Here is a 23,186-nt window from a genome sequence, read left to right as displayed (position 1 = left end):
TCAGGTCTCCTTGGTTTCCAGGATGCCGCCGCGGGCGCGCAGCGCTTCGGCCAGGTGGTCGGCATCGTCCAGAGCGAGCAGGGTGAAAGGGACAACCACCCGCCAGCCGGGACGGCGCGGCGAGCGGGCGCGCCAGGCCTCAGTAAGGCGCTGGCCGTTGTTGATGAGGGTTGGCAGGATGCGGATCACCAGGGCGATTGCCAGCTCCAGAGCCCGCGTGTTCAGGCCGAGCCGGCGCAGCGGGGCGGCCAGCCAGCGGATGACCTCGATCATCTCGCTTAGGGCAGTGGTCATGGTGACCAGGTTGGCAAGTCCGACCGCGGTCAGCAGGCGCATTATGATCTCTGCGCCTTCGCTGTAAGTTGCGGTCGCCACATGCCAGATGGCGAGAATGGCCAGAAAGGGCCACAGCACTTGCAAACGCACCATCCCGGTCCGGAAAAACTGCAGCCCTGGCAGCGCGTAGAGGCCGCCCATCAGCAAAAGGGCAGCCGCAAGCAGCCGCAGATCAGAGATCAGAAAAAGGGCAAAAGTTGCCGCTCCCAATGACGCCAGCTTGGCGCAGGCCGGCCAGCTGTGCGCCCGTGTCCTAACCGGAGAGGTGAGCGAGATCATCGGCATCCCCCTGGCAGTGCATTGCGTCCTTGTAGGCAGCCATCACGTTTTCCTGCGGTCCGGCTATCCGGACGCTGCCCTGGTCGATCCAGACCAGATGCGCGTAGCCAGCCAGGTCAGACGGGTCGTGGGTGATGTGCAAAAGGGTGCCTTGATAGAACTTGAGATACCGGTTGAGCTGCGCCTTGGTCGGTATGTCCAGTCCTGCAAAGGGTTCGTCCAGCACCAGCAGCCGGGGCGCCATGGCGACCACCGCCATCAGGCAGACCAGGTGCTTCTGGCCCTGCGACAGGGTATTGATGTAGGCCTGTTGCCAATGGCCCAGCCCAAACCGTTCAAGGACGGCGGCGCTTGCAGCAGCGGCCTCGGTCTTGCTGAGCCCTTGCTGTTCCAGGCCAAAGGCGATTTCTTCACCGACCGTCGGGAAAATGATCTGATGTTCCGGGTTCTGGAACAGGATGCCGACTTCCTTCAGTGCCGCGCGCCGGTCCTTGGCCAGATTTTTACCGTTGATCCGCACCGTGCCGGATGCCGGCACCGCCAGACCCGCGATCAGGCGGGCCAGTGTCGACTTGCCGGAACCGTTCCGGCCGACGACGCCGATGCGCCGCTCGCCAAGCGTCAGGCTGAGGTCCCGCAGAACCTGCTTGCCCTCTATGGAGAAATCCACCTTTTGAATTTCAATCCGGCTTGGCGTGGTCACAGCCGCATCCTTTGCCTGGTTTCCGTCAGGACCGGCAACCGCAGCTGCGGCTCCGGCCAATTCCTTGGCGCGCAGCCATGGACCGGGAACATGCAAAGTGCAAGTAAATTTAAATCCTGGCAGCGCGCGGGCAGGGTTTCAAGGAAACGTGTCAGAATGCGGCACCGTCTGGTTGCGCAGAAATAGGGGGCAAGGTGAAGCAAGATGGCGGCATCGTTCTGTTTTATCATAATACAGATTACAGATGATATTATGCCGCTTTGGTGGATTCACAAACGAAGTGCAAATTCTGTACGAATACAAAGAGTTGCATGGAGTATGAAGAATGGGAAGCCACTACTGTCACCTGAAGCTGGTTGAACGACGCAAGCTCGCTAAGTGGCTTGAAGCCAAAATGCCGATAGCGGAGATCGCTGATCGCTTGGGCCGCGCGCCCTGCACGATCTACCGGGACATCAAGCGGAACCAATATACGGACGACGAACTGCCGGAGCTGAACGGCTACCACGCGCTTGTCGCTCAGGACAAATACGAGGCGCGCCGCGCGATCCATCGCAAGATGATCGTTTATCCTGAACTGAAGGAAGCCTTCGAAGACAGGCTCAAAGCTGGCTGGCCGCCGGAACAGATCGCAGGCCGAATGCGTTTGGAACGTCATCCGATCCGCGTCAGCCATGAGACGATCTATCGGTTTGCCTATTCCAAGGACGGCCGCGACGAGCAGTTCTATCGCCACCTGCCCGAGCACCGCTGCCGTCGCAGGCCGCGGGGTTATCGCAGGCACAACAGGACACACATCTTCGACGTCCAAAGCCTGTCCCACAGGCCTGAGCGCATCTCTGAGCGTGCCGAGTTTGGCCACTGGGAATGCGATCTGATGATGTTCCGCAAGGAACATGGGAAGGTCAACGTAACCTCCCTGGTCGAGCGCGTCAGCCGGTATGCTGTCGTCAAGCGCAACGAGGATCGCCAGTCCAAGCCGATCATGGAAGCGCTAATCCAAGGCCTGGCTCCCCTGCCCGCCGATGCGCGCAAGTCGATCACCTTTGATCGAGGTACGGAGTTCTCAGCCTGGCGGCACCTCAAAGCCGGGACCGGTGCGGATGTGTGGTTCTGTGACCCGCAAGCGCCGTACCAGAAAGGCACGGTTGAGAACACCAATAACAGGCTGCGCCGATATCTGCCCAGACCAACCGAACCGACGGCGCTGACAAATCGGTATTTGAGGTCGATTTGCCATCGCCTCAATTCCACACCGCGCAAGTGCTTGGGCTATCATACCCCTGCTGAGATCTTCGAAAACGAGCTGATGGAAATCCAAAACCGATTGGAATAGAACGGCATATCAGAAATTGCGCTTCAGCGTGAGTTCACAATGGAGCGCGCTACCTCCAACTGCGATACTTGTTAGAAAACAGCATGTTATCTGACGAGAGGAATTGAAATGGGAGCTGTTTACAGCCAGCTGAGTATCACTGAGCGGCGTAAGATTGAACGCTGGAGGCATGCGAAGGTTCCAGTTAACGAGATGGCGCGCGCGCTTGGCCGCTGCAGATCGACGATATTCCGGGAACTGAAGCGGAACCATTTTTCCGATCCCTGCCTGCCAAAATGTGATGGCTATTACGGTGCCGCGGCCCAGCTGATGGCAGCCGACCGGCGCGCGCGACAACGGAAACTGATCCGGCATCCTGAATTACGTAAGCGCGTCGTGGAAGGTCTGAAGAACGGGTGGACCCCGGAGCAAATCGGAAACCGGATGATCCATGAAGGCGCCAGGCTTCGGGTCTGCCAGGAAACCATCTACCGCTACATCTACTCCAAGGAAGGTATGGGACAGGAACTCTGGTGGTATCTGCCAACCCACCGCGCAGCTCGCAGGCCAAGGCGCGCCCGCAAGCTTCAGAAGTCCAAATTCCATTGTGATGTCAGTATCCTGTTCCGCCCGGATTATGTGGCCCACCGCCGCCAGTTCGGGCACTGGGAAGCTGATCTTATGCTGTTCAAGCAAAGCCTTGGACAGCCCAATGTGACTTCCCTGGTTGAGCGCGCCAGCCGCTTCACGGTCTTGTTGAAGAACCCGAACAAACGCACGAAGCCCGTCATGGGCAAGATCATGAGGGCCATCCGTGATCTGCCTCACCTGGCGCGGAAATCGATCACCTTCGATCGCGGCACCGAGTTCGTTAGCTGGCCGCACCTGCAAGCCGAAATCGGAACACAGACTTGGTTCTGCGACCCATCAAGCCCGTGGCAGAAAGGCACCGTCGAAAACACAAACCGGCGGGCCCGGCGATGGCTCCCGCGAAAGCGCGACATCCGACAGCTCTCAGATCACGACATGAAAGTGATCTGCGGCCGTCTTAACAACACACCCCGCAAATGTCTCGGGTGGAAGACCCCAGCAGAGGTCTTCCGGGAAAAGATGCTAGAGGAAATGAGGTGAGCCACCTACCCTGGACCCAGACAAGAGTTGCGGTTCAAATATCGCTCACAGGATTGCGCGCCTGCGGCAGCAGATACGGAACACCGTCAGGCGGCATTGTGTTGACTGGCACCTGGGAGCCGTAGACCTGCGACAGGGTTTCATTGGTCATTACCTCCTGCGGAGTGCCTGAGAACACAGCTTTGCCTGCATGGATGAGCATGATCTTGTCCGCAAACATGGCGGTGAGATTCAAATCGTGCATAACGGAAACAACGCCGCCGCCGCGCTGCGCGTAGCTGCGGGCCAGATCCATCACCGTAAACTGGTGGCCGATGTCCAGGCTTGCGACCGGTTCATCCAGAATCAACCAGCGCGGGGCGCCATCCAGCACCGGTTCCCAAACCTGGGTCATGACCCTGGCCAGCTGCACCCGCTGTTGTTCTCCGCCTGAAAGATCCTGGTAGGTTCGGCCGGCAAAGCCTGCAAGGCCAACCTGCTCCAGCGCCTGCAAGGGCAAGCTGGTGTCTGCCGCCGCAAGTCCGGCGGACAGACCAAGGCGGACGATTTCCAGCACTGTAAAGGGAAAGGCAACTGCAGCAGATTGCGGCTGAACTGCCCGGATTGCGGCCAGCTGCCAGGGCTTCGTCTTGGCAGTGTCCTGGCCGTTCAGCAGCACCTGGCCGGAGAACGGAACCTCGCCGGTCATGGCCCGCAGCAGCGTGGTTTTACCAGACCCGTTCGGTCCGGCAATGGCGGTGACTTCGCCGGGCCTGGCCTCGAAGTCCACATTCTCCAGAATAGTGCGGCGGCCGAGTTTTACCGTGATACCGATTGCCTGCACGTGTTCCTCCTCAAAGTCCAATATTGCCGAACCTGCGCAGCAGGATCCACAGGAACACCGGCGCCCCAAGGACGGCGGTAACGATGCCGATCGGCAATTCCGCCGGCGCAATGACGGTGCGTGAGATCATATCAGCGGCCAGTAGCAGCGATGCGCCCAGGAGCGCGGCGTTGGGCAGCAGGCTGTGATGGTCCGGTCCAGTTGCCAGGCGCAGCAGATGCGGCACCACAATTCCGATAAAGCCGATGCCGCCGGATACCGCGACAGCTGCCCCGGCCGCGCCGGCAACTGACAGGATTGCGATGTTCTTGACCCGCTGCACCGGTATGCCTGTGTGCTCTGCAGCGGCTTCGCCCAGGGCAAGGCCATTCAATCCGCGGGCCAGAAAAGGGGCTGCCAGCAGTGCCAGGGCAATTACAGGCGCTGCTGCCAGAACCTTGCTCCATGTGGCGCCTGCGAGAGAGCCCATGCCCCAGAATGTGAGGTCCCGCAGCTGGCTGTCATCGGCGATATAGACCAGAACTCCTGACAGTGCCCCGGACAGCGCGCCCAGGGCGATCCCTGCCAGCAGCATGGTTGCAACGGATGTTTGCCCCCGCCGTGTGGATACCCGGTAGAGAAGCAGGGTGGATCCCCAGCCGCCAAGGAAAGCAGCGATGGGCACCAGGTACGGACCGGCCAGCCCTTGCAGCGCTGCGGGCAAAGCCGAGCCCAGAACGATGGCGGTTATTGCGGTCAGCCCGGCACCGGCGCTGACGCCGACAATACCGGGATCCGCCAGCGGGTTGCGGAACAGCCCTTGCATCACCGCACCCGAAACCGCCAATGCGGCGCCGACCAGAACACCCAAGGCTAGGCGCGGCAGGCGGATATCGAACAGCACGATCCGGTCAAGCCGGGAAAGCTCGCGCCCGGCCGCCAGATCAGCCAGCCCGCGCCAAAGCGAGGTGCCAGAAGCGCCCCAGGCCAGGGAACAGACGGAAATCACCGCCAGAAGAAAAGCCAGGGCGTATGTCAGCCGCTTGGCCTGAATACGGCGGTCGGCGGGGCCGCGGGGCAAGGCGGGTGCATCAATTGCCAGAGACATGCGCGCCTCCCATGCCGTAAAACGCCTGGTTCAAGTCGCGCACAGCAGCCGCGGTTCGCGGGCCGAACCCCAGCAGATGCAACCCGTTCATCCGCACAACGCTGCCGGTTTGCGCCGCCGGGGTTGGTGCGATCGCAGGAAGGGCCAGCAGGTCCTGGGTGCTGGTGCCATGGCTGCCTGTGCGCTCCATCATCAGGATCACGTCCGGAGCTGCTGTCGCGATGGCTTCATCCGTGACAGGTTTGTAGCCTTCGAACCGGGGCATCGCGTTGACTGCTCCTGCCATCCGGATGATGCCGTCGGCTGCCGTGCCGCGCCCGCCGGCCATGATCCGGCCGCTTTGGGCGGAGAGGACGAAGAGCACCCGTTTAGGATTGGCGCCTGCGGTCTGAACGGCGGCTGACTGTGCGGCGGCAACTTCTGAAGTGACCGTTTCAGCCAAGGCCTCGGCTGCGCGTTCCTGGCCTAGGGCGGTGCCGACGGCGCGGATTTTGGTGGCAATTCCTGCAGCGGTGAAGTCTTCGGGCACGCTGACATAGGCGACCCGGGCGTCCTGGACCACCTCGAGCGTTTCCGGCGGGCCTGCTCCTTCGATTGCGATGATCAGGTCGGGGTCAACGGACAGCAGGCCTTCTGCGGACAGAGCCCGGGCATAGCCGATATCGGGCAGCTCTGCGGCCTCTGCCGGATGGGTAGAGGTGCGGTCCCGTCCTGCCAGGCGGTGCTGCTGCCCAAGGGCATAGACGATTTCGGTGATCGACCCGCCGACAGAGACAACACGGGATGCGGGCTCTGCCAGGGCCATATGGCCTGTCACAAGCCCGGCAAACACCGCATTCAGACCAAGGCAGACACGTGAAAACATCGTCATCAGGCTGTCTCCTTGGCCGGCAGGGACGCGAGGTTTTCAACAATCGCGTTCCACATGGGGCGGTGGTCCTCATCGCCGTTGCGCCGGCCGAAGACTTGCAGGATCAGACCGCCGTTAGCGTCGAAGGCCTCAATCGAGACGGCATCGCCGCGCTGTGTTGGTTTGGTGACGGCCCAGACCTCGGCAATATGGTCAAGCCGCAGATGCAGGTCGAAGCCGGGGTCGAGGATGTTCTGCCACGGTCCCATCTCGCGCAGGGTCTTGACCGGGCCGCCGTGGATCTCGATGCAGCCCATGTTGCCCACGAAGATCATCACCTCGACGCCTTGGTCGCGCACCGAAAACAGCATGGTGTTAACCTCGGCGGGATCAAGCTTGCGGGCAAGCGGCTCGCCGGCGATGCGGTAGGCGCCCAGCCGGTTCATCTTGAGCTTGGAGGTCAGCCGCAGGAACTGGTGGGTATCCGTCATCTTTGCCCATTCGCGGCGCAGCGCGTCCACCTTGTCCGGGTTGGCCTTAGGCGCTTCGGCAGGTTTGCGCGGCGCCACCGCCAGCTCCTGGCTCTGCTCCGGCAGGGTCAGCTCTGCCACCAGCCGGCTCCAGGCCTCCAGGTCCGACGCCTCGCGCAGGTGTACTTTATGGACTGCATCTCCGGCCGCATCAAAGATCTGGATCGAGCGCTTGATGCCCTTGTCTGTCTGCCGTTCCACTGCAAAGGCGGAGATGAAATGCTTGGGGAACAGGCGCAGATCGATGGCGTCGTTCAGAATCATCGAGGCGTGCTGGCCGGAGTGGTAGTTGTCATAGACTCCGACCTTCTCGATCACGCAGGAGGCGTTGCGGGTCAGTGCCATTACTTCTCCTAAGGCCGCCAGCCGCGGCATGATATCGCCGGGATGCGCCGAGATGCGGGTCACGCCTTGGCCTGTAAAGGCCGCCACCAGCTGGCCTTCCGAGATGCCGAACTTGTCCGCAAAGTCACGGTCGCGCAAGGCGGAATGCCCGGCGCGGGCGGCGCGGATTGCCGCTGGCGTCATGGTAGTGTCAGTCATTTCAGCCCCTTCAGCTGTGAAACCGGGAAAGGGCTGGCAGAGGCGGCAACAAGGGCGCAGCGGCTGGCCGCCGCGAGTAACGGCGTGTTGATTTATGTTGACTGTTTTTATCACCTTTATTAACAGGCTCAAGCGGAATTTGAGATTCCGCAAAATCAGCAAGAAAAACGACCGCGCCAGCCCCGACGCAAGCACTTGGTTCGACAGAACAGACAATTGCGAAGGGACGCGAGATGGGCAAACAACAAAAGGCTGGCATACATGGGCTGCGGCTGCTGGGCACTGTTTCAGTGCTGGGCATGGCGGCCAGCGCTAGCAGCCTGGCGGCACAGGACACCCTGGATGAGGATGGTTTCCTGGGCACGGTGGAACTGGGTCAAGGCAAGCGGGAAGTGCAGACCAGCACAGCGGTGCCGCTGACCGTCATCAATCAAGAAGAAATAGACGACCGGCAGGCGGGCACAATTGGCGAGTTGATCAACTCGGTGCCCGGCGTGAACCTGGTCAACGGCAACACACCGCGCGGCGCCGGGATCAACATCCGCGGCTTCGGCGCCACCAGCAGCTTTGGCACTGACCAGAAGGTGCAGGTGATCGTGGACGGGGCCACCACCGGGTCAGAGGAGCTGTACCGGATCGGCACCCAGCTGTTCACCGATCCTGAGCTTTACAAAGAAGTCTCTGTCATCCGCGGCACCATCGGCAGTTTTGAATACGGCTCGGGTGTCATTGGCGGGCTGGTCAAACTGGATACCAAGGATGCCTCGGACTTCACCGGCGGTGAAATTGGCCTGCGGTTCCGCCAGACCCTGCAAGCCACCAGCAACGGAGAGGGCTTTGCCACGTCGTCGATCCTGGCCTGGCAGCCGGTCGAGAATTTTGAACTGCTGCTGAACTATACTTTGCGCGATACGGCAGAATACGAAAATGGCGATGGCAATACCGTTGCCAATACCCAGTCGCGGACGCCTTCCTACCTGATCAAAGGCAAATACACCTTTGGCGATGCAGGAGAGCATTCGATAACCGCATCGCTCAATGAAAGCGTGAACGATGAAAAGGACGTGCCCTACGACGGGTTTGGCACGACCAGCACCAGCTTTGGGAACGTGGACCGGCGTATCGACAACCGGGTTGCCGGCATCCGGTATCAGTGGAACCCTGTTGGCAACGACCTGGTCAACCTGGATGTGAACCTTAGCTATGCGGACCAAAGGATCGACCAGGCCTATATCTCTGGCAGTGCGTTCTGCGATGACGGCGGTGTTGTCCGCAACGATCCGGCCTGCGCGCGCAGCGGCACACCGGGCACCCCCTTCAGCAGTGCCACCCAGGATGCAGATCACCGTTATGAAACCACCAAGCTGACCGTCAAGAACAGCAGCTACTTCACGACGGGGGGCGTCACTCATGACCTGCGTGCCGGGGTGGAACTGATGCGGCGGGAACGCCTGGATGCGTCGTCAGCCCCGGGTGGCACTGCCAAACGCTATGCGGTGTTTGCAGTCGATGACATTACTGCAGGCGGTTGGACGGCCACGCCGGCCCTGCGTTACGAAAGCCAGGAGATTGAAGCCCATGACGGATCGCAGACCCACGATGCCTCGGCGCTGATGGGCGGGCTGTCACTGCGGTATGAGTTCGGCACCGGCCTGGCCTTGTTCGGCAGTGCAGCCTACACCGAGAACCTGCCGATCATCGACGATCTCGATAATGCGGCCCGTATCGGCGTTTCCGAACGGTCGCACACCTATGAAATCGGCGGTTCTTATGCCGCGGCGGATGTGTTCGCTTCGAATGACAGCCTGATGGTCAAGGTAAACTATTACCAAAGCCGGCTTCGCGACATCACGTCTTATGTCAGCTTCGATCCCGCGACCTTTACCTCGGTTCCGCTGGACAAGGTCGATACCAGCGGCTTTGAGATTGAGGCCAGCTATGCGCTGGACACAGGGTTTTATGCGGATCTCAACGCCAATTTGCCCGACGGGGAAGAGTTCCTCAATGGCAGCGCCGCCCGCTGGCGCAACCTGGCAGCGGACGACCTGCGCCTGACCCTGGGCAAGCGGTTCGGCGAGGCACTGGATCTGAGCTGGGAGCTGGTGGCTGCGAAATCCGGCTTCGATGCCTCCGGCACTGCAGTGGCGGGCTATGGGGTGCATAACCTGCGCGCCACCTACAAACCGCAGTCGGGTTTGCTGCAGGGGGCCGAGATCCGCGTCGGGATCGAAAACGCCTTTGACCGTGCTTACAGGCCCAGCCTGTATTCGCGTGACGCTGCCGGGCGCAATTTCAAGCTGACACTTGCCAAAACCTTCTGAAGCAGATCCTGAAAGGCGTGATATGGCACTTGGAAACACACCAGTGATACCGCTGCTGCTTGCTGCTGTGCTGACCGCTGCAGGCAATTCGGCAGCGGCAGAGGCTGCCGCTCCGGGCATCTCTATCGAACTGAGTGCGGCGGAGGCGGCGGGTGATGCCTGCAAGCTGTCCTTTGTCGTGCAGAACAGCCATGCTGCTGATGTCGCGCAGGCGGTCTATGAGACCGTCCTGTTCGACGCCAAAGGCCAAGTGGCGCGGCTCACGCTATTGGATTTTCAGGATCTTCCTGCCGGGCGTCCGCGCGTGAGGCAGTTTCAGTTTCCGCAAGCCTGCGGGGGCATCAGCCGGGTGCTGATAAACGGAGCCAGCACCTGCGCGGGGGAGAACCTGCCGGAGGCGGCTTGCAGCCGTGGCCTGCGCTTAAGTTCCAAGGTGATGGAGCTGGCAGGATGACGGCGCTGCAGAACATGCTTGGCAAAGTGCTGGAGCTTGGCGGGCCGGTGGTCTTGCTGCTGCTGCTGGTCTCAGTGCTGACCACTGCCCTCGTGCTCTATAAAATCTGGCAATACCGCGTTGCACGGGTTGGCCAGCACCGCGCCATTGCGGAGGCGGTTGAGGCCTGGGACCGCGGCGATGCGGCAGCTGCGCTGCACAGTCTGGGCCGCAGCAAATCCTATCTGGCGCCAGTGATGCAACTAGCGCTGGAAGGCAGGGCGGACCAGCTGTTGGCCGACCGCGCCGACGCTGAGGCGGAAGAGCGTTTTTCCAGGCTGGAGCGCGGGCTCGGCGCGCTGGATATGGTGGCGCAGCTGGCACCGCTATTGGGGCTGTTCGGCACCGTGCTGGGGATGATCGAGGCGTTTCAGAAACTGCAGGCGGCTGGCGCGTCGGTGGATCCGTCGCTGCTGGCTGGCGGCATCTGGGTGGCGCTGCTGACAACTGCAGCTGGGCTGGCTGTGGCGATGCCCACATCGCTGGTGCTCAGCTGGCTGACCGCACGGATGCAGCGTGAACGGGTCTTTGCCAACCGCGCGTTGCGCACCGTCTTTGCGCCTTCCGGGCCGGCGGCGCAGACCTCCTTGCAGGTGGCACATGGCGCTTAGGCTGCAGGGAATACGGCGCGGCCGCTTGTCGATGACCTCGCTGATTGATGTGATCTTTCTTCTGCTGCTGTTCTTTATGCTCAGCTCTACCTTCACCAAGTTCGGCGAAGTGGAGCTGATATCCGCAGGCCAGGGCAGCCAGGGCGAGGACCGGCAAAGGCTGTTTGTTAAGCTGGGTGCGCAAAGCCTGAGCCTCAATGGCCAGCCCGCCGATCTGGAACGGATCGCCGGGCTGATCCGGCTGCAGCCGGAAACCAGCAAGGGCCGTCTGGTTTTGATCAGCCCTGATGCAGATGCGTCTGCGCAGCGCCTGATAGACCTGCTGGCGGTTTTGCGCCAAGTGGAGAACCTGCAGACCTTGGTGCTTGGCTGATGCGTATCAGAGCTTCGGCAGTTGCGGGCAAGGAGCCCACTATCGCCCTGATCAACATCGTTTTTCTGATGCTGGTATTCTTTATGATTGCCGGCACCCTGACGGTGCCGCTGGACCGGGATGTAAGTTTGATCAAGACTAGGGATCTGGAAGGCCGCGAACCGCCGGATGCGCTGGTTGCGCACGCAGATGGCCGTTTGACCTATGGCGGTGAAGTGCAGGCGGACGCTGCGGCTTATGCAGCTTCATTGACAGCGGATGGCCTGCAAACCGTGCGCATAGTGCCTGACCGTAATCTGCCCGCGCGGGAGCTGGTGAAACTGGGCAATGCTTTGCGCGCGTCGGGGGCCAAACGGGTGTTGATAGTTGCGGAAAGGTCTTTGCAATGAGGGTGCCGCATTCACGGGCTGCTGCTGCTGCCGCATTGTTCCTGGCTGCTGGCGCCCATGCCGGGGCCGCTCTCCTCTCAGGTCAAGAGGAAACGCGGCAAGCTGGAGGGCATACAGCGTTGGCGGCGTCAGGGTCGGCCTTTGCCGATCTTGTGCAGGGTACGGACGTGCCTGTGGCTGCCGAGCCATTTCCGGCGGCGGGTATCGCCGCCAATCTTGCAGTGCCGGAGAGCCTGCAGCCTCCAAAGCCGCAACTGCAGCAGCCTGTGGTGGAGCCGCTTACGGTCAGCAGGCCAGTGCTTCCGGCCGTGCAGGCAATGCCTCCGGAGCCGCAAAGCCGCCCGGTGGAACAAGCGCCGCAAGCAGCCAGGACCAGGGCCGAACCGGTGAAAGAAATGCCCGGGCGGCAGGCCCGGAAACCTTTGCCTGAGCCCGAGAGCGGCCGCCGGATCTCTCAGCGTGGAAACAATGCGGAGCAGAACGCCGCACAGGGAGCATCAGCAGGGCGTGCGGAGAAAAGCTCCGGACAGTCGTCTGTCGTTGACGGAACGGCCAAACAGCAAGGCAATGCTGCTGCAGACAACTACCGCGGTCAGGTGCTGCGGCGGGTGATGCGTGCCAAGCGTCAGCGCGTCAATATCCGCGGCTCGGTGCTGGTGCGCTTTTCCATTGCTGGCAGCGGCGCCTTGCGCTCGGCTGAAATCGTTCAAAGCTCCGGCTCGGCAAAGCTCGACAATACCGCGTTGATGCAGGTGCGCCGGGCTGCGCCGTTCCCACCGCCGCCAGCGGGGGTCAGGACATCTTATACCGTCAGGATCAAGGGCAAATGACCGGTGATCCATGTCCTGCCATTGCGGACTGGCAGATCCGGGTCACGAAGGACTTAACGGTTTGTATTCGGGAAATGCTTCCGCTGTCGGGATGGGTCAGCAGCCACAGCTCTGCCTTGGCCTTCAGCTGGCCCGGCAGCAGTTCCACCAGATCCGGGTGGGCGCGGCTGAGATACTTGGGAAACGGTGCAATTCCCAAGCCGCTTTTGACGGCTTCCAGCTGGGCAAAGATACTGTCCGTGGTCAGTGCAACGTTGCAGGTTTCTGCCAGCCGGGCAAACTCGCGGCATTGAACGGTTTGGGCCAGTTCACCGGCAGCAGCGATCACGTTGTGCCCAGCGAGGTCTGCCGCACTTTCAAAGGCGGTGATAGCATCCAGATATAAATGCGAGGCGTAGATCCCGAATTCTACTGTTCCCAGCCTTTGACCAATCAGCCGCTCCTGCTTGGGGATGCCGATGCGCACGGCAATATCGGCCTCGCGGTTCAAGAGGTTCACCTTGCTGGTAGACAAAAGCAGCCGGACCCGCAGTGCCGGGTGGAGGTTATGCAATTCCCGCAGCTGAGGCGCCAGCAGGGATTGCCCCAATCCGCTGGGCGCTGCCACTGTCACTGTGCCGGTCATCCGGGCGTCATGCCCCGACACAGATTCATTGATCATCTGCACCTGATGCTCCATCTGCTCCGCCTGGTGCAGGATCTGTTGTCCGCAACTGGTCAGCTGAACCCCTGAAATGCTGCGGTCGAAAAGGGTTGCTGACAGTGCCGTTTCCAGCTCCCGAAGCTTGCGGCCGACAGTCGCTGGGCTTTCAGTCAGGCGGCCGGCTGCGCTGGCAATGCTGCCGGCACGGGCAACTGCCAGGAAGACCCTGAACAGGTCCCAGTTTTGAGTCATCACAGGGGCGGGCTTGTGGCCCAGGACGTTTTGCATGGCACGGAACAATTCAAAAGCGAGCACGGCCAAAGCGGCAAGAAGGTCAGGGTCCAGCTAGCCCCAACACCGATGTAATACCACTCAAATTTACTTGTGCTGCTGTGATCGTGAAAAATAACCCCGCAAAATCATAATCCTATGCCGAACATCCCGCATTTCTGAAAATGATGCGCAGTGCTTCATATCTGATGCGTTGCGTTTTTTTTCCGCCGTCACAGGTCAGTCGCATCCGCGCACAAACGGAGCTGTGCCGGTGCAACTGGAGGAAAGACAATGACTGATCAAATCGATATGGGCCCAATCTCAGGGACAGAAGGCCCCGATCTCCTTACCGGAACCAACGCCAGTGAGAAATTGCAGGGGCTGGGTGGCGATGACACTCTGACAGGGGGGCTGGGAAGCGATACGCTGGATGGCGGTGAAGGGTCTGATACCGCAGATTTCCGTGATATCGACGTGCCGGTTAAGGCCAGCCTGCAGGCCGGAACAGCGGCGCGTGAAACAGGCTTCAGGATCCTGGTTGAGGATCAGCCGCTTGCCTCGCTGACCACTGACCAGGCGCCAGCCGGTTTGCTGGCGCAGGCAGCGGCAGGCAATCTCTACTACAACATTCACACCAGCGATTTTCCGGGTGGTGAAATCCGCGGGCAGCTGCTTGTTGACAGTGATGAGACCGTCGATGGCATCCGCACGCTGACGCTGCTTGCAGAGCTGGACTCGGCGCAGGAGCCTGGCAATTCCAGTGACTCGCTTGCCAGCGGCCAAGGCCGTGTGGTGATCGTGTCTGATGGCGGCAGTGTCACTTACAGCTCCGACTTGTCGGTCAATGGGCTTGCCGTATCGGACTTGCTGCCGGTTGCGGGTGTCAGCGCAATTCATCTGCACAATGCCCCTGCTGGCCAGAACGGCCCTGTCATCACTGACATTGTCCAGGATGCGGGCGGCGATGTGAACGGGCTGGATCCCGCTGCCGATGGCGGCAATGTGTTTGACGAAGTGGCCGAAACCGACACGCTGATCAGCGTCGAAAACATTGAGGGATCGGACGACGGGGACCTGCTGACCGGCAATGGCGGGGCCAATGTGCTGAATGGCAATGATGGTGATGATCTGTTGCGCGGCCGAGGCGGCAATGACGCGCTGAACGGCGGTGACGGCAATGATGATCTTCGCGGCAACCGTGGCGCTGACACGCTGGACGGCGGTGCAGGCGACGATGTTCTGCGCGGCGGCCGGGGCAGCGATCTTCTGGAAGGCGGCAGTGGCAATGACGAATTGCGCGGCGGCTCCGGCGACGACATCCTCAGCGGCGGCGGCGGCGTGGATACTATCGACGGCGGCGCTGGCATTGATACCAACTCCTTTGCCAATATCAATCTGGGGGCAGCGGATGCCTCGATTGCCGGTGTGTCCGTTGTGCTGAATGCAGACGGTTCGGGGACCGCAGCCTACAATGGCGGCGGCGGCAACGGCCCGCTGATCGAGGAAGAGTTCACCGGGATCGAGAACATCACCGGCTCGTCCAACAATGACGACATCCGGGCGCTGGGTGCGGCTCCGAATGCCATTGACGGCGGAGATGGCGACGACTTCATCGCCGGCGGCGGCGGTACTGACTTGCTGACTGGCGGTGAAGGCATCGACACCAACAGCTTCATCAATATTGGGGCTGAGGTGGTCGCCGATCTGGGTTCTGGCAGCGCCTCCTATCAGCCGAATGAGACTACCACCGTTTTCGAAAATTTCAGCGGGTTCGAAAACCTCGACGGCTCCGGCAATGACGACCAGCTGTTCGGTGACGGCGGTGCCAACACACTGACGGGCAACGATGGCAACGACTTGCTGGTGGGCCGTGGCGGCAACGACGTGCTGGAAGGCGGCGCGGGTAATGACATCCTGCGCGGCGGCGGCGGTGCGGATGTGACCGACGGCGGCGACGGCATCGACACTGCGGACTTTCAAGACATCGGTGCGGCCGTGATCGCTGACTTGAACTCCGGCGCAGCAGTCTACCAAGGCCCGAACGGCGCGGTTGTGGATACGCTCTTGAATATCGAGAACCTGACCGGCTCGGCCAACAACGACGTTCTGAACGGCGATGCGGGGGATAACCTGCTGGCCGGCGGCGCTGGCGGCGACACGATCAACGGCGGCGCCGGCAATGACGTGATCCGCGGCGACGCCGTTGGCGACGGCGAGGCAATCACCGTCACCGTGACCAACACCCTGGGCGAAGGCGGCACGTTCCTGACCCCTGTCTGGTTCGGCTTCCATGACGGTGAAAACTTCGACCTGTGGACTGATGGCGAGGCCGCCAGCGGCGGGCTTGAGCGCATTGCCGAGGACGGCAGCGTCGAAGGCATCGCTGCCGAGTTCAATCAGCAAGTCATCGACGGCGGCGTTGATGCCACCATCATCGGCGGCAACGGCGTGCCGGGGCCGATCGACCCGGGCGAAAGCGCGAGTTTCACCATCAACGTGAACCCCGATCAGGTCGGCCAGGGTTTCTTTACCTGGGCCACCATGGTGATCCCCTCCAACGATGCCTTCCTGGCTTCGCCTGACGATGCGCTGCAGGACTATATCTTTGACGAGGATGGCAATTTTGCCGGGCCGCTGGTGATTGAGCGTTTCGGCAGCGACGTGCTGGATGCGGGCACTGAGGTGAATACCGAAGAAGGTGCAGCATTTCTGAACCAGACCGCACGGGACCAGGGAACGGCTGAGAACGGCGTTGTCCGCCTGCACGACGGGTTCAACGGGTCCGAAGGCCTGCCGGGCGGTACGCCGGTCAATATCCTGGGCGGCACCACCGCTGCGGGCACGCTGGTGGATCTGGTGGAGGGCGACTTTACCCGCAACGGCGGAGAAGAGCAGCTGCTGCGTATTGTTGTCGATCTGGCCGAGGGCGGCGCTGATGTGCTGTCCGGTGGTGCAGGCAACGACTATATCGACGGGGGCCGCGGCAATGACCTGCTGCGCGGCCAGCGCGGCAGTGACACTCTGGATGGCGGCGATGGGGCCGACCGGCTGCTTGGCGGCCGCGGCAACGACCTGGCCGAAGGCGGTGCGGGCAATGACCGGATCGAGGGCGGCGGCGGGCGCGACACGCTGGAAGGCGGCGCAGGTAACGACCGTCTTGAGGGTGGCCGCCGTGCGGATGTGCTGGACGGAGGAACCGGGAATGATCTCCTTGAGGGCGGCCGCGGCGCCGACATCTTTGTCTTCAGGGACAATGCCGGGGATGACGTGATCACGGACTTCAACACCGCCGCCGATGGTGAATTGCTGGATCTGACCGGGGGCAGCTTTGGCTTTGCCAGCTTCGCAGATTTGTCCGGCGCCTTTGCGCAGGATGGCAGCAACACAATCATCGATCTAGGGGAAGACGGCTCGATCACGCTTCTGGACGTGCAGGCATCTGCACTGACCGAAGACCATTTCCTGATCTGATGAAGCAGGCAGTGGAGGTCATTCGGCCGCCACTGCCGTCACTCGGCGGCCAGCACCAGATCGCTGGCCTTTTCTCCGATCATGATTGCCGGGGCATTGGTGTTGCCGGAAACGATTTCGGGCATGATCGAGCAATCGGCAACCCGAAGCCCCTGAACCCCATGCACCTGCAGCTGTGCGTCCACCACCGCATCGGCCCCCTGCCCCATTTTGCAGGTTCCGGTGGGATGGTAGATCGACACCGAATTGCTGCGCGCCCAGTCCAAGGTGCCTTCGAAGTCCTCCATCGCCAATCCTTCATGGGGCCGGAACTCTTGGGCGATCTTTGAGGCCAGAGGATTGTGCCTGGCAATGCGGCGGGCAATATTCACGCCCTCCACAAGGGTCCGGCAGTCGGTTTCGGTGGATAGGTAGTTCGGTAAGATCCTGGGATAGGTCTTGGGATCAGGGCCATTCAACCGGATCTCGCCGCGGCTTTCGGGGCGCAGCTGGCATACCGACATGGTGAAGGCTGAGAATGGATGCACGCCTTCGCCAGGGCTGTCTGCCGACCAGGGTTGCACATGGAACTGGATATCCGGCGTTGCCGCCTCAGGCCGGGTTTTCATGAAACCAGTGGCAAGGCTGGCGGCCATGGTCATTGGCCCGGACCGGAACAGCGCGTATTTCAAGGCAATCCGCGCCTGATTGAACAGGCTGCGCACTTCGTCGTTCAGGGTCGGCTCGTTGCATTTGTAAACCAGTCTGGCCTGCAAGTGGTCCTGCAGCCCCTGGCCGACGCCTGGCAGGTCCACCAGCGGTTCGATCCCATTGGCCCTGAGCTGCTCTGCCGGGCCTATTCCGGACAGCATCAGCGTTTGCGGGGAATTGATGGCGCCGGCTGAAAGGACCACTTCCTTGCGCGCGGCAATGGACTGGCGCTGGCCTGCCCTGTCCAAATAGGTGACGCCGGTCACTTTGCGCCCGTCCATGTCAATCTTTTCCACCATCGCGCGGGTGATGATCTGCAGATTGGCCCTGTTGCGCGCCGGTTTCAAAAACGCCACCGCTGCACTGCAGCGCCGTCCGTTGCGGGTGGTCAGTTGGAAATAGCCAACGCCCTCCTGCTCCGCCCCGTTGTAGTCAGGGTTGAACGGATACCCGGCGTCTTGCGCGGCCGCGATCCAGGCATCGCAGATCGGGCGCTGTATCCGCATGTTGGACACCGCCAGCGGCCCGCCGGTGCCGTGAAAGTCATCCGCCCCGCGCTCTTGATCCTCGGAACGTTTGAAAAGCGGCAGTACATCGTCCCAGCCCCAGCCTTCGTTGCCCATCTGGCGCCAGCGGTCGTAGTCCTGCCTTTGGCCGCGCACATACAAAAGCCCATTGAGTGATGAAGACCCGCCCAGCACCTTGCCCCGCGGCCAGTCGATGGACCGCCCGTTCAGTCCAGGATCCGGCTCCGTTTTGTAGCACCAGTCGACGGATGGGTTGTGCATGGTTTTGAAGTAGCCGACCGGGATATGGATCCACGGATTGGTGTCCGGCCCCCCCGCTTCCAGCAGAATGACCTTATTGCGCGGATCCGTACTCAGCCGGTTGGCAACAACACAACCTGACGACCCTGCACCGATGACAATGAAATCCGCGTCCAAAACCAGTCCTCCCGAACCCTTGATGAAAAAACTTCTATACAGGATGTGCAAAATGATCTAGCTTTTTTTGATACGAAACGTCTCAATAATTGATCTTAGGGAGGAGAATTATGGGGCTGACTAACAAACTGAGCCGGATCTCGCGGCGGGATCTGTTCCGTGTGGCAGGGACTTACGGGATGAGTTCGACCTTGCTGGCGGCGGGCGGCTTCGGCGGCGCGATGAGCCTGGCGAATCTCGCCTCTGCCGCAGAATCAACCTATGAAAAGCGTTTTTCCAAGCCCGCCAAGCACACGCTGAAGTTCGGCGCCTCAGGATTTAACGCGCGCAACCTGCTGATTGAACGGGCCGGCGCGCTGGAGTTTGCCCGGGACCTCGAGGCCCGCACCGACGGTGAAATCCGCATCGAGTTCATCGGCGACAACCAGATCTGCGGCCAGCTGTCCTGTGTCGAAAAAACCCAACAGGGCATTGTCGACATCTATGCGGCCTCGACCCAGAACTCGGCCGGCGGCGCGCCTTACCTGAACGTGCTGGACTATGCCTTTATGTTCCCGGGCCGCGCCTCGCAGTATCATTTCCTCTATCACCCCAAGAGTCAGGAAGTCCTGCGCGACCCGCTGGAGAAGCGCCACGGGCTGAAATTCCTGTTCAGCCACTGCGAGCTGCGCGGCATTCAGCTGGGCCTGAAATACAAGGACGCCCCCACCATCACCAAGCTGGAGCAGCTGTTTGGCACCAAGAACCGCGTGACAGGCACTCAGCTGGGCCGCATCGCCATGAAGGCGCTGAACCTGAACCCGGTGCCGGTGGCCTGGGAGGAAACCCTGGACGGGTTGAAACAGGGCCTGATCGACGGTGCCGAAACCTGGGCCTCGGCCGTGGCCTATGCCAACATGTCGCCGGTGGTCAGCCAGTCCGTCGACCTCAAGTTCTTCTGCGGCACCGAGCACACCTCGATGTCGGCCAAGGTGTTTGACGGGCTCGAGGGCTACCTGCAGGACGCGGTGATGGAGAGCGCCTATTGGGCCCAGGCCCATGTGCAGGCCGCGAATGAGGCAGCGCTGGTCAAGACTGTCGGCTTCTCGGATCCGCAGCTGCCGGGCACCATGTTTGTCGAACATGGCGTGCGCCCTGCTTTCCTGCCGGACAGCGAGATCCGCATGGCCGAGGAAATGTGCTCGCCCGAGTTCCAGCCGCAGCTGTGGGAGCAGTGGCGCGACCGTCTGAACAAATGGGCCGGCGGCATCGACACCTATCAGGAAATCTACACCATCGCGCGCGAAGTCAAAAAAGACATGAAGCCCGAAAACGTGGAGCCGCGCCGCTGGTGGAAAGGCTGACAAAGGCCTGAGTAGCGAGCAGAGGGCCGGCGCCAGACTGCGCCGGCCTTGTTTGCCCGGCAGGATCACAAGGGCAATGACAGGGGCAATGAGGGGAGGAACACATGCAGCTTTGGCCAGACATCGCCGCCATTTTCAGCGCTTTCGCGTCCCAGGACAGCTGGGAAATCCGCAATGCCCTGGAAAGCAATGCCGCCTGGGTGCTGGGCACCGCCGCCGCCGCGCTCGGCGGCCTTTTGGTGATGCTGGTCTACCGGCTGGTGCCGCTCTTGGACCGGCACCTGGAACGCACCATTATGGTGTGGAGCTACCTGGCCATTGCCTTCATCATTTTCTGGGGTGTGATTGACCGCTTCGTGTTCAAGAACCAGCAGCCCTGGTCCACCACCATTCCACCGCTGCTATTCATGGTGATGGCCTGGTTCGGTGCGGCCTTCAACGTGCGGCTGCGCACCCACCTGAGCTTCTCTGAATTCCGCACCGTCATGCCCCGCTGGGCGCAAATGGGCTGCCTCGGCTTGGACGCGGTGCTGTGGTTCGGCTTTGCCGTCATCGTCTTTGTCACCACCACCCGGCTGACGGCGCTGTCGGCCTCGAATTTCCAGATCGTGCTGGGTACCGACAGCGTGCTGCAATGGTGGTTCCTGATTACCGCGCCGATGTCCTTTGTCCTGATGATTGCCCGGGTGTTTGAAAATCTGGCCGACGACATCCGCAACTACCGCAGCGGCGCGCCGCTGATCAAACAGGCCGTGATCGGAGGAGACGTGTAATGGATACCGGAACCTGGGTCACGCTGATCTCGATTGGGGTCACCTTTCTGTTCATGCTGGGTGTGCCGGTGCTGCTGGTCATCGGTTATTGGGTCATCGGCTGCTCCTTCGTGCTGGGGCTGACGCTCGACAATATGGGCGCTGAGCTTCTGAACGTCTTTAATAAGGGCTTTGCGCTCTTGGCGATGCCGCTGTTCATCCTGACCGGCGACCTGATCAACCAGTCGGGCATCGCCCGGCGCCTGTCAGACTTCGCCTATGCCTGCCTCGGCTGGATGCGCGGCGGGCTTGCTATGGCATCGCTTGGCGCCTGCGGATTGTTTGCTGCGATCTCAGGCTCCAACTCGGCGACCACCGCCACCATCGGCTCGATGCTGCACCCGGAAATGGTCAAGGGCGGCTATGACGAGCGGTTCTCGGCCGCCACCGCCGCCGCGGGCGGCACCGTCGGTATCATCATCCCGCCGTCGATCATCTTTATCGTCTACGGCTTCCTGATGAACCTGCCGATCTCGGACCTGTTTGTGGCGGGCATCCTGCCAGGCGCAATGATGGTCATCGGCATGCAGCTGGCCTGCTGGATCATCTGCTACCGCAACGGCTGGGGCTTCCTGATCCCCTTGCAGCTGAACCGGGTCCTGAAAACCGCCTTCGGCGCCTGGCTTGGCTTCTTTGCCATCGGGCTGGTGCTCTGGGGCATCTACACCGGCAAGTTCTCCCCGACCGAAGCCGCAGGCGTTACCGTCGGCTTCTGCGTCATCGCAGGCGTTCTGTCCTGGCTGGTGACCAAAATCACCAGAGCCAGCAATGACAAGACATGGGAAGAAAAATCCTTTGCCGAAATGCTGGTGGTCGAGGGCTTCACCATCCCGCAGATTCCGGGCATCGTGGTGCGCTCGGCCCAGATCACCGGCATCCTGGCACCGCTGATCGCGATATCCGTGGTGATGCAGCAGATCCTTTCGCTCCTGGGCGCACAGCAGGCCATCGGCGGGTTTGTAACCTCGATGGGCGGCTACCACGCGGTGCTGTTCACCTCGATGGTGATCGTGTTCTTCTCGGGCATGGTGCTGGAAAGCCTGCCGGTCACCATCATTCTTGCTCCGATCCTGGCGCCCATTGCGGCCTCAGTCGGGGTCGATCCGATCCACTTCTCGGTGATCTTCCTGGTTGGCGCCTCCATCGGCTTCATCACCCCGCCCTACGGGCTGAACCTCTACGTCGCATCCGGTGTCACCGGTGTTCCGTATTTCCGCCTGCTCCGCTATACGGTTCCTTACCTTGCAGCCCTGATCGGGGTTTGGGTGCTGGTTTCGCTGGTGCCTGACTTCGCCCTGGTGCTGCTGCCCAACAAATAGCGATGAGGCGGCGATGGCAGCGGATACGCCGGAAAAGAAAGAGGGGCAGATCCCCACCAACCTGCGCCTGCTGGTGCTGCTGGAGGAAGTGGCCCGGCGCGGGGTGGCGGTGAAGCCAGCCGAGATGATCGAGGCCATGGGCCTGCCCAAGCCCACGGTCCACCGCCTGATGCAAACCGCAGAGGCCGAAGGGTTTTTGCAGCGCGACCTGGACGGGCGGGCCTACGGGCCCGGCCCGCGGCTGCGCAAGCTGGCCTTGAACACCATGTCGTCCGAGCACCTGCGCACTGCCCGCCTCAGTATCCTGAAAAGCGTTGCTGAGGAATTGGGGGAGACCTGCAATCTTGCCACCCCCGACCGCGAGGGGATGATCTATCTGGACCGGGTAGAGACCAAATGGCCGCTGCGCATCCAGCTGCCGATCGGTACCCAGGTGCCGTTTCATTGCACTGCCAGTGGCAAAATGTATCTTTCGACGCTGAAGGCCAGCACGCTGGAGGCGGTATTGCGGGCCCGCCCGCTGGAAGCTGTAACCGGCCGGACCCGCACCGACCCGAACCTGCTCAGCACCGAGCTTGAGGCCATCGCCAGCCGTGGTTACTCCACCGATGACGAGGAATTCATCGCCGGCATGGTCGCTGTCGCTGTTCCCGTGCGGGACGTTCGTAACCGGCTGATGGCGACATTGTCGGTCCATGCGCCTGTCCAGCGCCGCAGCTTGCAGGATCTGACGGAGTTTTTGCCGGCCCTGCAAAAAGCCGCGGCAGGCCTTTCCAGCCTTGCGTGACGCCTTCGGCGCTGACCGCACGCGCAGAAACAGATCCCGCGGACAGACGCCAGTGTATTCCGGAATTTCTGACGCGCTCAGTGGCATGTCTGCATCTCAGCACGGGCTGGGGTGTGCGCCCTTTTCCCACTGACCAGAATTAAGCGCCGTAAAGCCCCTAAGGGCGCCTCAGGCAGGACCTCACAATGCAGGCGGGCAGCACATAGATTAAAATTCTTAGGGTCCCGGCCCTAGCTCTTTGCGGCCTGTCATTTCCCTGCATAGACAGTCGAAAACGTCCGCATTCCGGG

The 23,186-nt window shown here is 61.5% G+C and carries 21 protein-coding genes; 13 read left to right on the top strand and 8 right to left on the bottom strand.

All coding sequences use genetic code 11. The features are described from left to right. Together ACXAEK_RS22140 and ACXAEK_RS22135 are read right to left on the bottom strand one after the other, a co-directional pair. A complete protein-coding gene (locus ACXAEK_RS22140; RefSeq protein ID WP_475045429.1) occupies window positions 1-615 on the bottom strand; it encodes a CbiQ family ECF transporter T component in 615 nt (204 codons plus the stop codon). Beyond that, the gene (locus ACXAEK_RS22135) at window positions 590-1,318 is read right to left on the bottom strand and encodes an energy-coupling factor ABC transporter ATP-binding protein (protein ID WP_475045428.1); all 729 of its coding nucleotides are present in this window, start codon (window positions 1,316-1,318) and stop codon (window positions 590-592) included. The genes ACXAEK_RS22140 and ACXAEK_RS22135 overlap by 26 nt, the downstream gene beginning before the upstream one ends. A 325-nt stretch (window positions 1,319-1,643) precedes the next feature. Between ACXAEK_RS22135 and ACXAEK_RS22130 the strand changes: the two genes are divergently transcribed. Together ACXAEK_RS22130 and ACXAEK_RS22125 are read left to right on the top strand one after the other, a co-directional pair. Next, window positions 1,644-2,654 (top strand): IS30 family transposase, encoded by a 1,011-nt coding sequence (locus ACXAEK_RS22130; protein ID WP_475039194.1) that lies wholly within the window; start codon window positions 1,644-1,646, stop codon window positions 2,652-2,654. A 108-nt stretch (window positions 2,655-2,762) separates the two neighbouring features. After that, the gene (locus ACXAEK_RS22125; protein ID WP_475039195.1) at window positions 2,763-3,764 is read left to right on the top strand and encodes an IS30 family transposase; all 1,002 of its coding nucleotides are present in this window, start codon (window positions 2,763-2,765) and stop codon (window positions 3,762-3,764) included. A gap of 34 nt (window positions 3,765-3,798) precedes the next feature. On the opposite strand, the gene ACXAEK_RS22120 is transcribed toward ACXAEK_RS22125, so the two are convergent. From ACXAEK_RS22120 to ACXAEK_RS22105, 4 genes are read right to left on the bottom strand one after another with little or no spacing between them, the layout of a single operon-like run. Further along, on the bottom strand, window positions 3,799-4,587 hold the full coding sequence (locus ACXAEK_RS22120) for a heme ABC transporter ATP-binding protein (protein ID WP_475045426.1): 789 nt from the start codon (window positions 4,585-4,587) through the stop codon (window positions 3,799-3,801). Between the two features lie 10 nt (window positions 4,588-4,597). After that, window positions 4,598-5,674 (bottom strand): FecCD family ABC transporter permease, encoded by a 1,077-nt coding sequence (locus tag ACXAEK_RS22115; protein ID WP_475045424.1) that lies wholly within the window; start codon window positions 5,672-5,674, stop codon window positions 4,598-4,600. Further along, complete coding sequence (locus ACXAEK_RS22110) at window positions 5,658-6,545, bottom strand: heme/hemin ABC transporter substrate-binding protein (protein WP_475045423.1); 888 nt, start codon at window positions 6,543-6,545, stop codon at window positions 5,658-5,660. Before ACXAEK_RS22110 ends, ACXAEK_RS22115 begins: the two co-directional genes overlap by 17 nt. Continuing rightward, window positions 6,545-7,597, bottom strand: coding sequence for a hemin-degrading factor (locus ACXAEK_RS22105; protein ID WP_475045421.1), 1,053 nt, complete (start codon window positions 7,595-7,597; stop codon window positions 6,545-6,547). Before ACXAEK_RS22105 ends, ACXAEK_RS22110 begins: the two co-directional genes overlap by 1 nt. 233 nt (window positions 7,598-7,830) lie before the next feature. Here ACXAEK_RS22105 and ACXAEK_RS22100 point away from each other — a divergent pair, with 233 nt between their 5' ends. Genes ACXAEK_RS22100 through ACXAEK_RS22075 form a run of 6 tightly spaced genes read left to right on the top strand, consistent with a single transcriptional unit; the run spans window position 7,831 to window position 12,614 of the window. Further along, window positions 7,831-9,918 carry a TonB-dependent receptor plug domain-containing protein gene (locus ACXAEK_RS22100; RefSeq protein WP_475045419.1) on the top strand — a complete coding sequence of 696 codons (2,088 nt, stop codon included), beginning with the start codon at window positions 7,831-7,833 and terminating at the stop codon, window positions 9,916-9,918. Window positions 9,919-9,940: 22 nt separating this feature from the next. Further along, window positions 9,941-10,372, top strand: a complete 432-nt coding sequence (locus tag ACXAEK_RS22095) for a hypothetical protein (protein ID WP_475045418.1) — start codon at window positions 9,941-9,943, stop codon at window positions 10,370-10,372. Next, complete coding sequence (locus ACXAEK_RS22090; RefSeq protein ID WP_475045416.1) at window positions 10,369-11,022, top strand: MotA/TolQ/ExbB proton channel family protein; 654 nt, start codon at window positions 10,369-10,371, stop codon at window positions 11,020-11,022. The genes ACXAEK_RS22095 and ACXAEK_RS22090 overlap by 4 nt, the downstream gene beginning before the upstream one ends. After that, a complete protein-coding gene (locus tag ACXAEK_RS22085) occupies window positions 11,012-11,395 on the top strand; it encodes an ExbD/TolR family protein (RefSeq protein ID WP_475045414.1) in 384 nt (127 codons plus the stop codon). Before ACXAEK_RS22090 ends, ACXAEK_RS22085 begins: the two co-directional genes overlap by 11 nt. Next, window positions 11,395-11,784 carry an ExbD/TolR family protein gene (locus tag ACXAEK_RS22080; protein WP_475045412.1) on the top strand — a complete coding sequence of 130 codons (390 nt, stop codon included), beginning with the start codon at window positions 11,395-11,397 and terminating at the stop codon, window positions 11,782-11,784. Before ACXAEK_RS22085 ends, ACXAEK_RS22080 begins: the two co-directional genes overlap by 1 nt. Beyond that, a complete protein-coding gene (locus ACXAEK_RS22075) occupies window positions 11,781-12,614 on the top strand; it encodes an energy transducer TonB family protein (RefSeq protein ID WP_475045410.1) in 834 nt (277 codons plus the stop codon). The genes ACXAEK_RS22080 and ACXAEK_RS22075 overlap by 4 nt, the downstream gene beginning before the upstream one ends. Here the strand turns inward: ACXAEK_RS22075 and ACXAEK_RS22070 are convergent. After that, the gene (locus ACXAEK_RS22070) at window positions 12,601-13,509 is read right to left on the bottom strand and encodes a LysR family transcriptional regulator (RefSeq protein WP_475045408.1); all 909 of its coding nucleotides are present in this window, start codon (window positions 13,507-13,509) and stop codon (window positions 12,601-12,603) included. The two genes, ACXAEK_RS22075 and ACXAEK_RS22070, sit on opposite strands and share 14 nt — an antisense overlap. A 312-nt stretch (window positions 13,510-13,821) precedes the next feature. Between ACXAEK_RS22070 and ACXAEK_RS22065 the strand changes: the two genes are divergently transcribed. Continuing rightward, the gene (locus ACXAEK_RS22065) at window positions 13,822-17,001 is read left to right on the top strand and encodes a spondin domain-containing protein (protein WP_475045406.1); all 3,180 of its coding nucleotides are present in this window, start codon (window positions 13,822-13,824) and stop codon (window positions 16,999-17,001) included. Window positions 17,002-17,039: 38 nt separating this feature from the next. On the opposite strand, the gene ACXAEK_RS22060 is transcribed toward ACXAEK_RS22065, so the two are convergent. Continuing rightward, window positions 17,040-18,635: a GMC family oxidoreductase gene (locus ACXAEK_RS22060; protein WP_475045404.1), complete on the bottom strand. Its 1,596-nt coding sequence runs from the start codon at window positions 18,633-18,635 to the stop codon at window positions 17,040-17,042. 110 nt (window positions 18,636-18,745) lie between these two features. Between ACXAEK_RS22060 and ACXAEK_RS22055 the strand changes: the two genes are divergently transcribed. The 4 genes from ACXAEK_RS22055 to ACXAEK_RS22040 all read left to right on the top strand — a co-directional run bounded on the left by ACXAEK_RS22055 (window position 18,746) and on the right by ACXAEK_RS22040 (window position 22,896). Further along, window positions 18,746-19,978 carry a TRAP transporter substrate-binding protein gene (locus tag ACXAEK_RS22055; RefSeq protein WP_475045402.1) on the top strand — a complete coding sequence of 411 codons (1,233 nt, stop codon included), beginning with the start codon at window positions 18,746-18,748 and terminating at the stop codon, window positions 19,976-19,978. Between the two features lie 104 nt (window positions 19,979-20,082). Beyond that, a complete protein-coding gene (locus ACXAEK_RS22050) occupies window positions 20,083-20,751 on the top strand; it encodes a TRAP transporter small permease (RefSeq protein ID WP_475045400.1) in 669 nt (222 codons plus the stop codon). Beyond that, a complete protein-coding gene (locus tag ACXAEK_RS22045) occupies window positions 20,751-22,109 on the top strand; it encodes a TRAP transporter large permease (RefSeq protein ID WP_475045398.1) in 1,359 nt (452 codons plus the stop codon). Before ACXAEK_RS22050 ends, ACXAEK_RS22045 begins: the two co-directional genes overlap by 1 nt. 13 nt (window positions 22,110-22,122) lie before the next feature. Beyond that, complete coding sequence (locus ACXAEK_RS22040) at window positions 22,123-22,896, top strand: IclR family transcriptional regulator (protein WP_475045396.1); 774 nt, start codon at window positions 22,123-22,125, stop codon at window positions 22,894-22,896. The last annotated feature ends 290 nt before the right edge of the window (window positions 22,897-23,186 follow it).

Source organism: Leisingera sp. ABM4_101, from assembly GCF_056158725.1.
The sequence above is the reverse complement of the archived record's forward strand: the minus strand, read 5'-3'. Positions and strand labels throughout refer to the sequence as shown.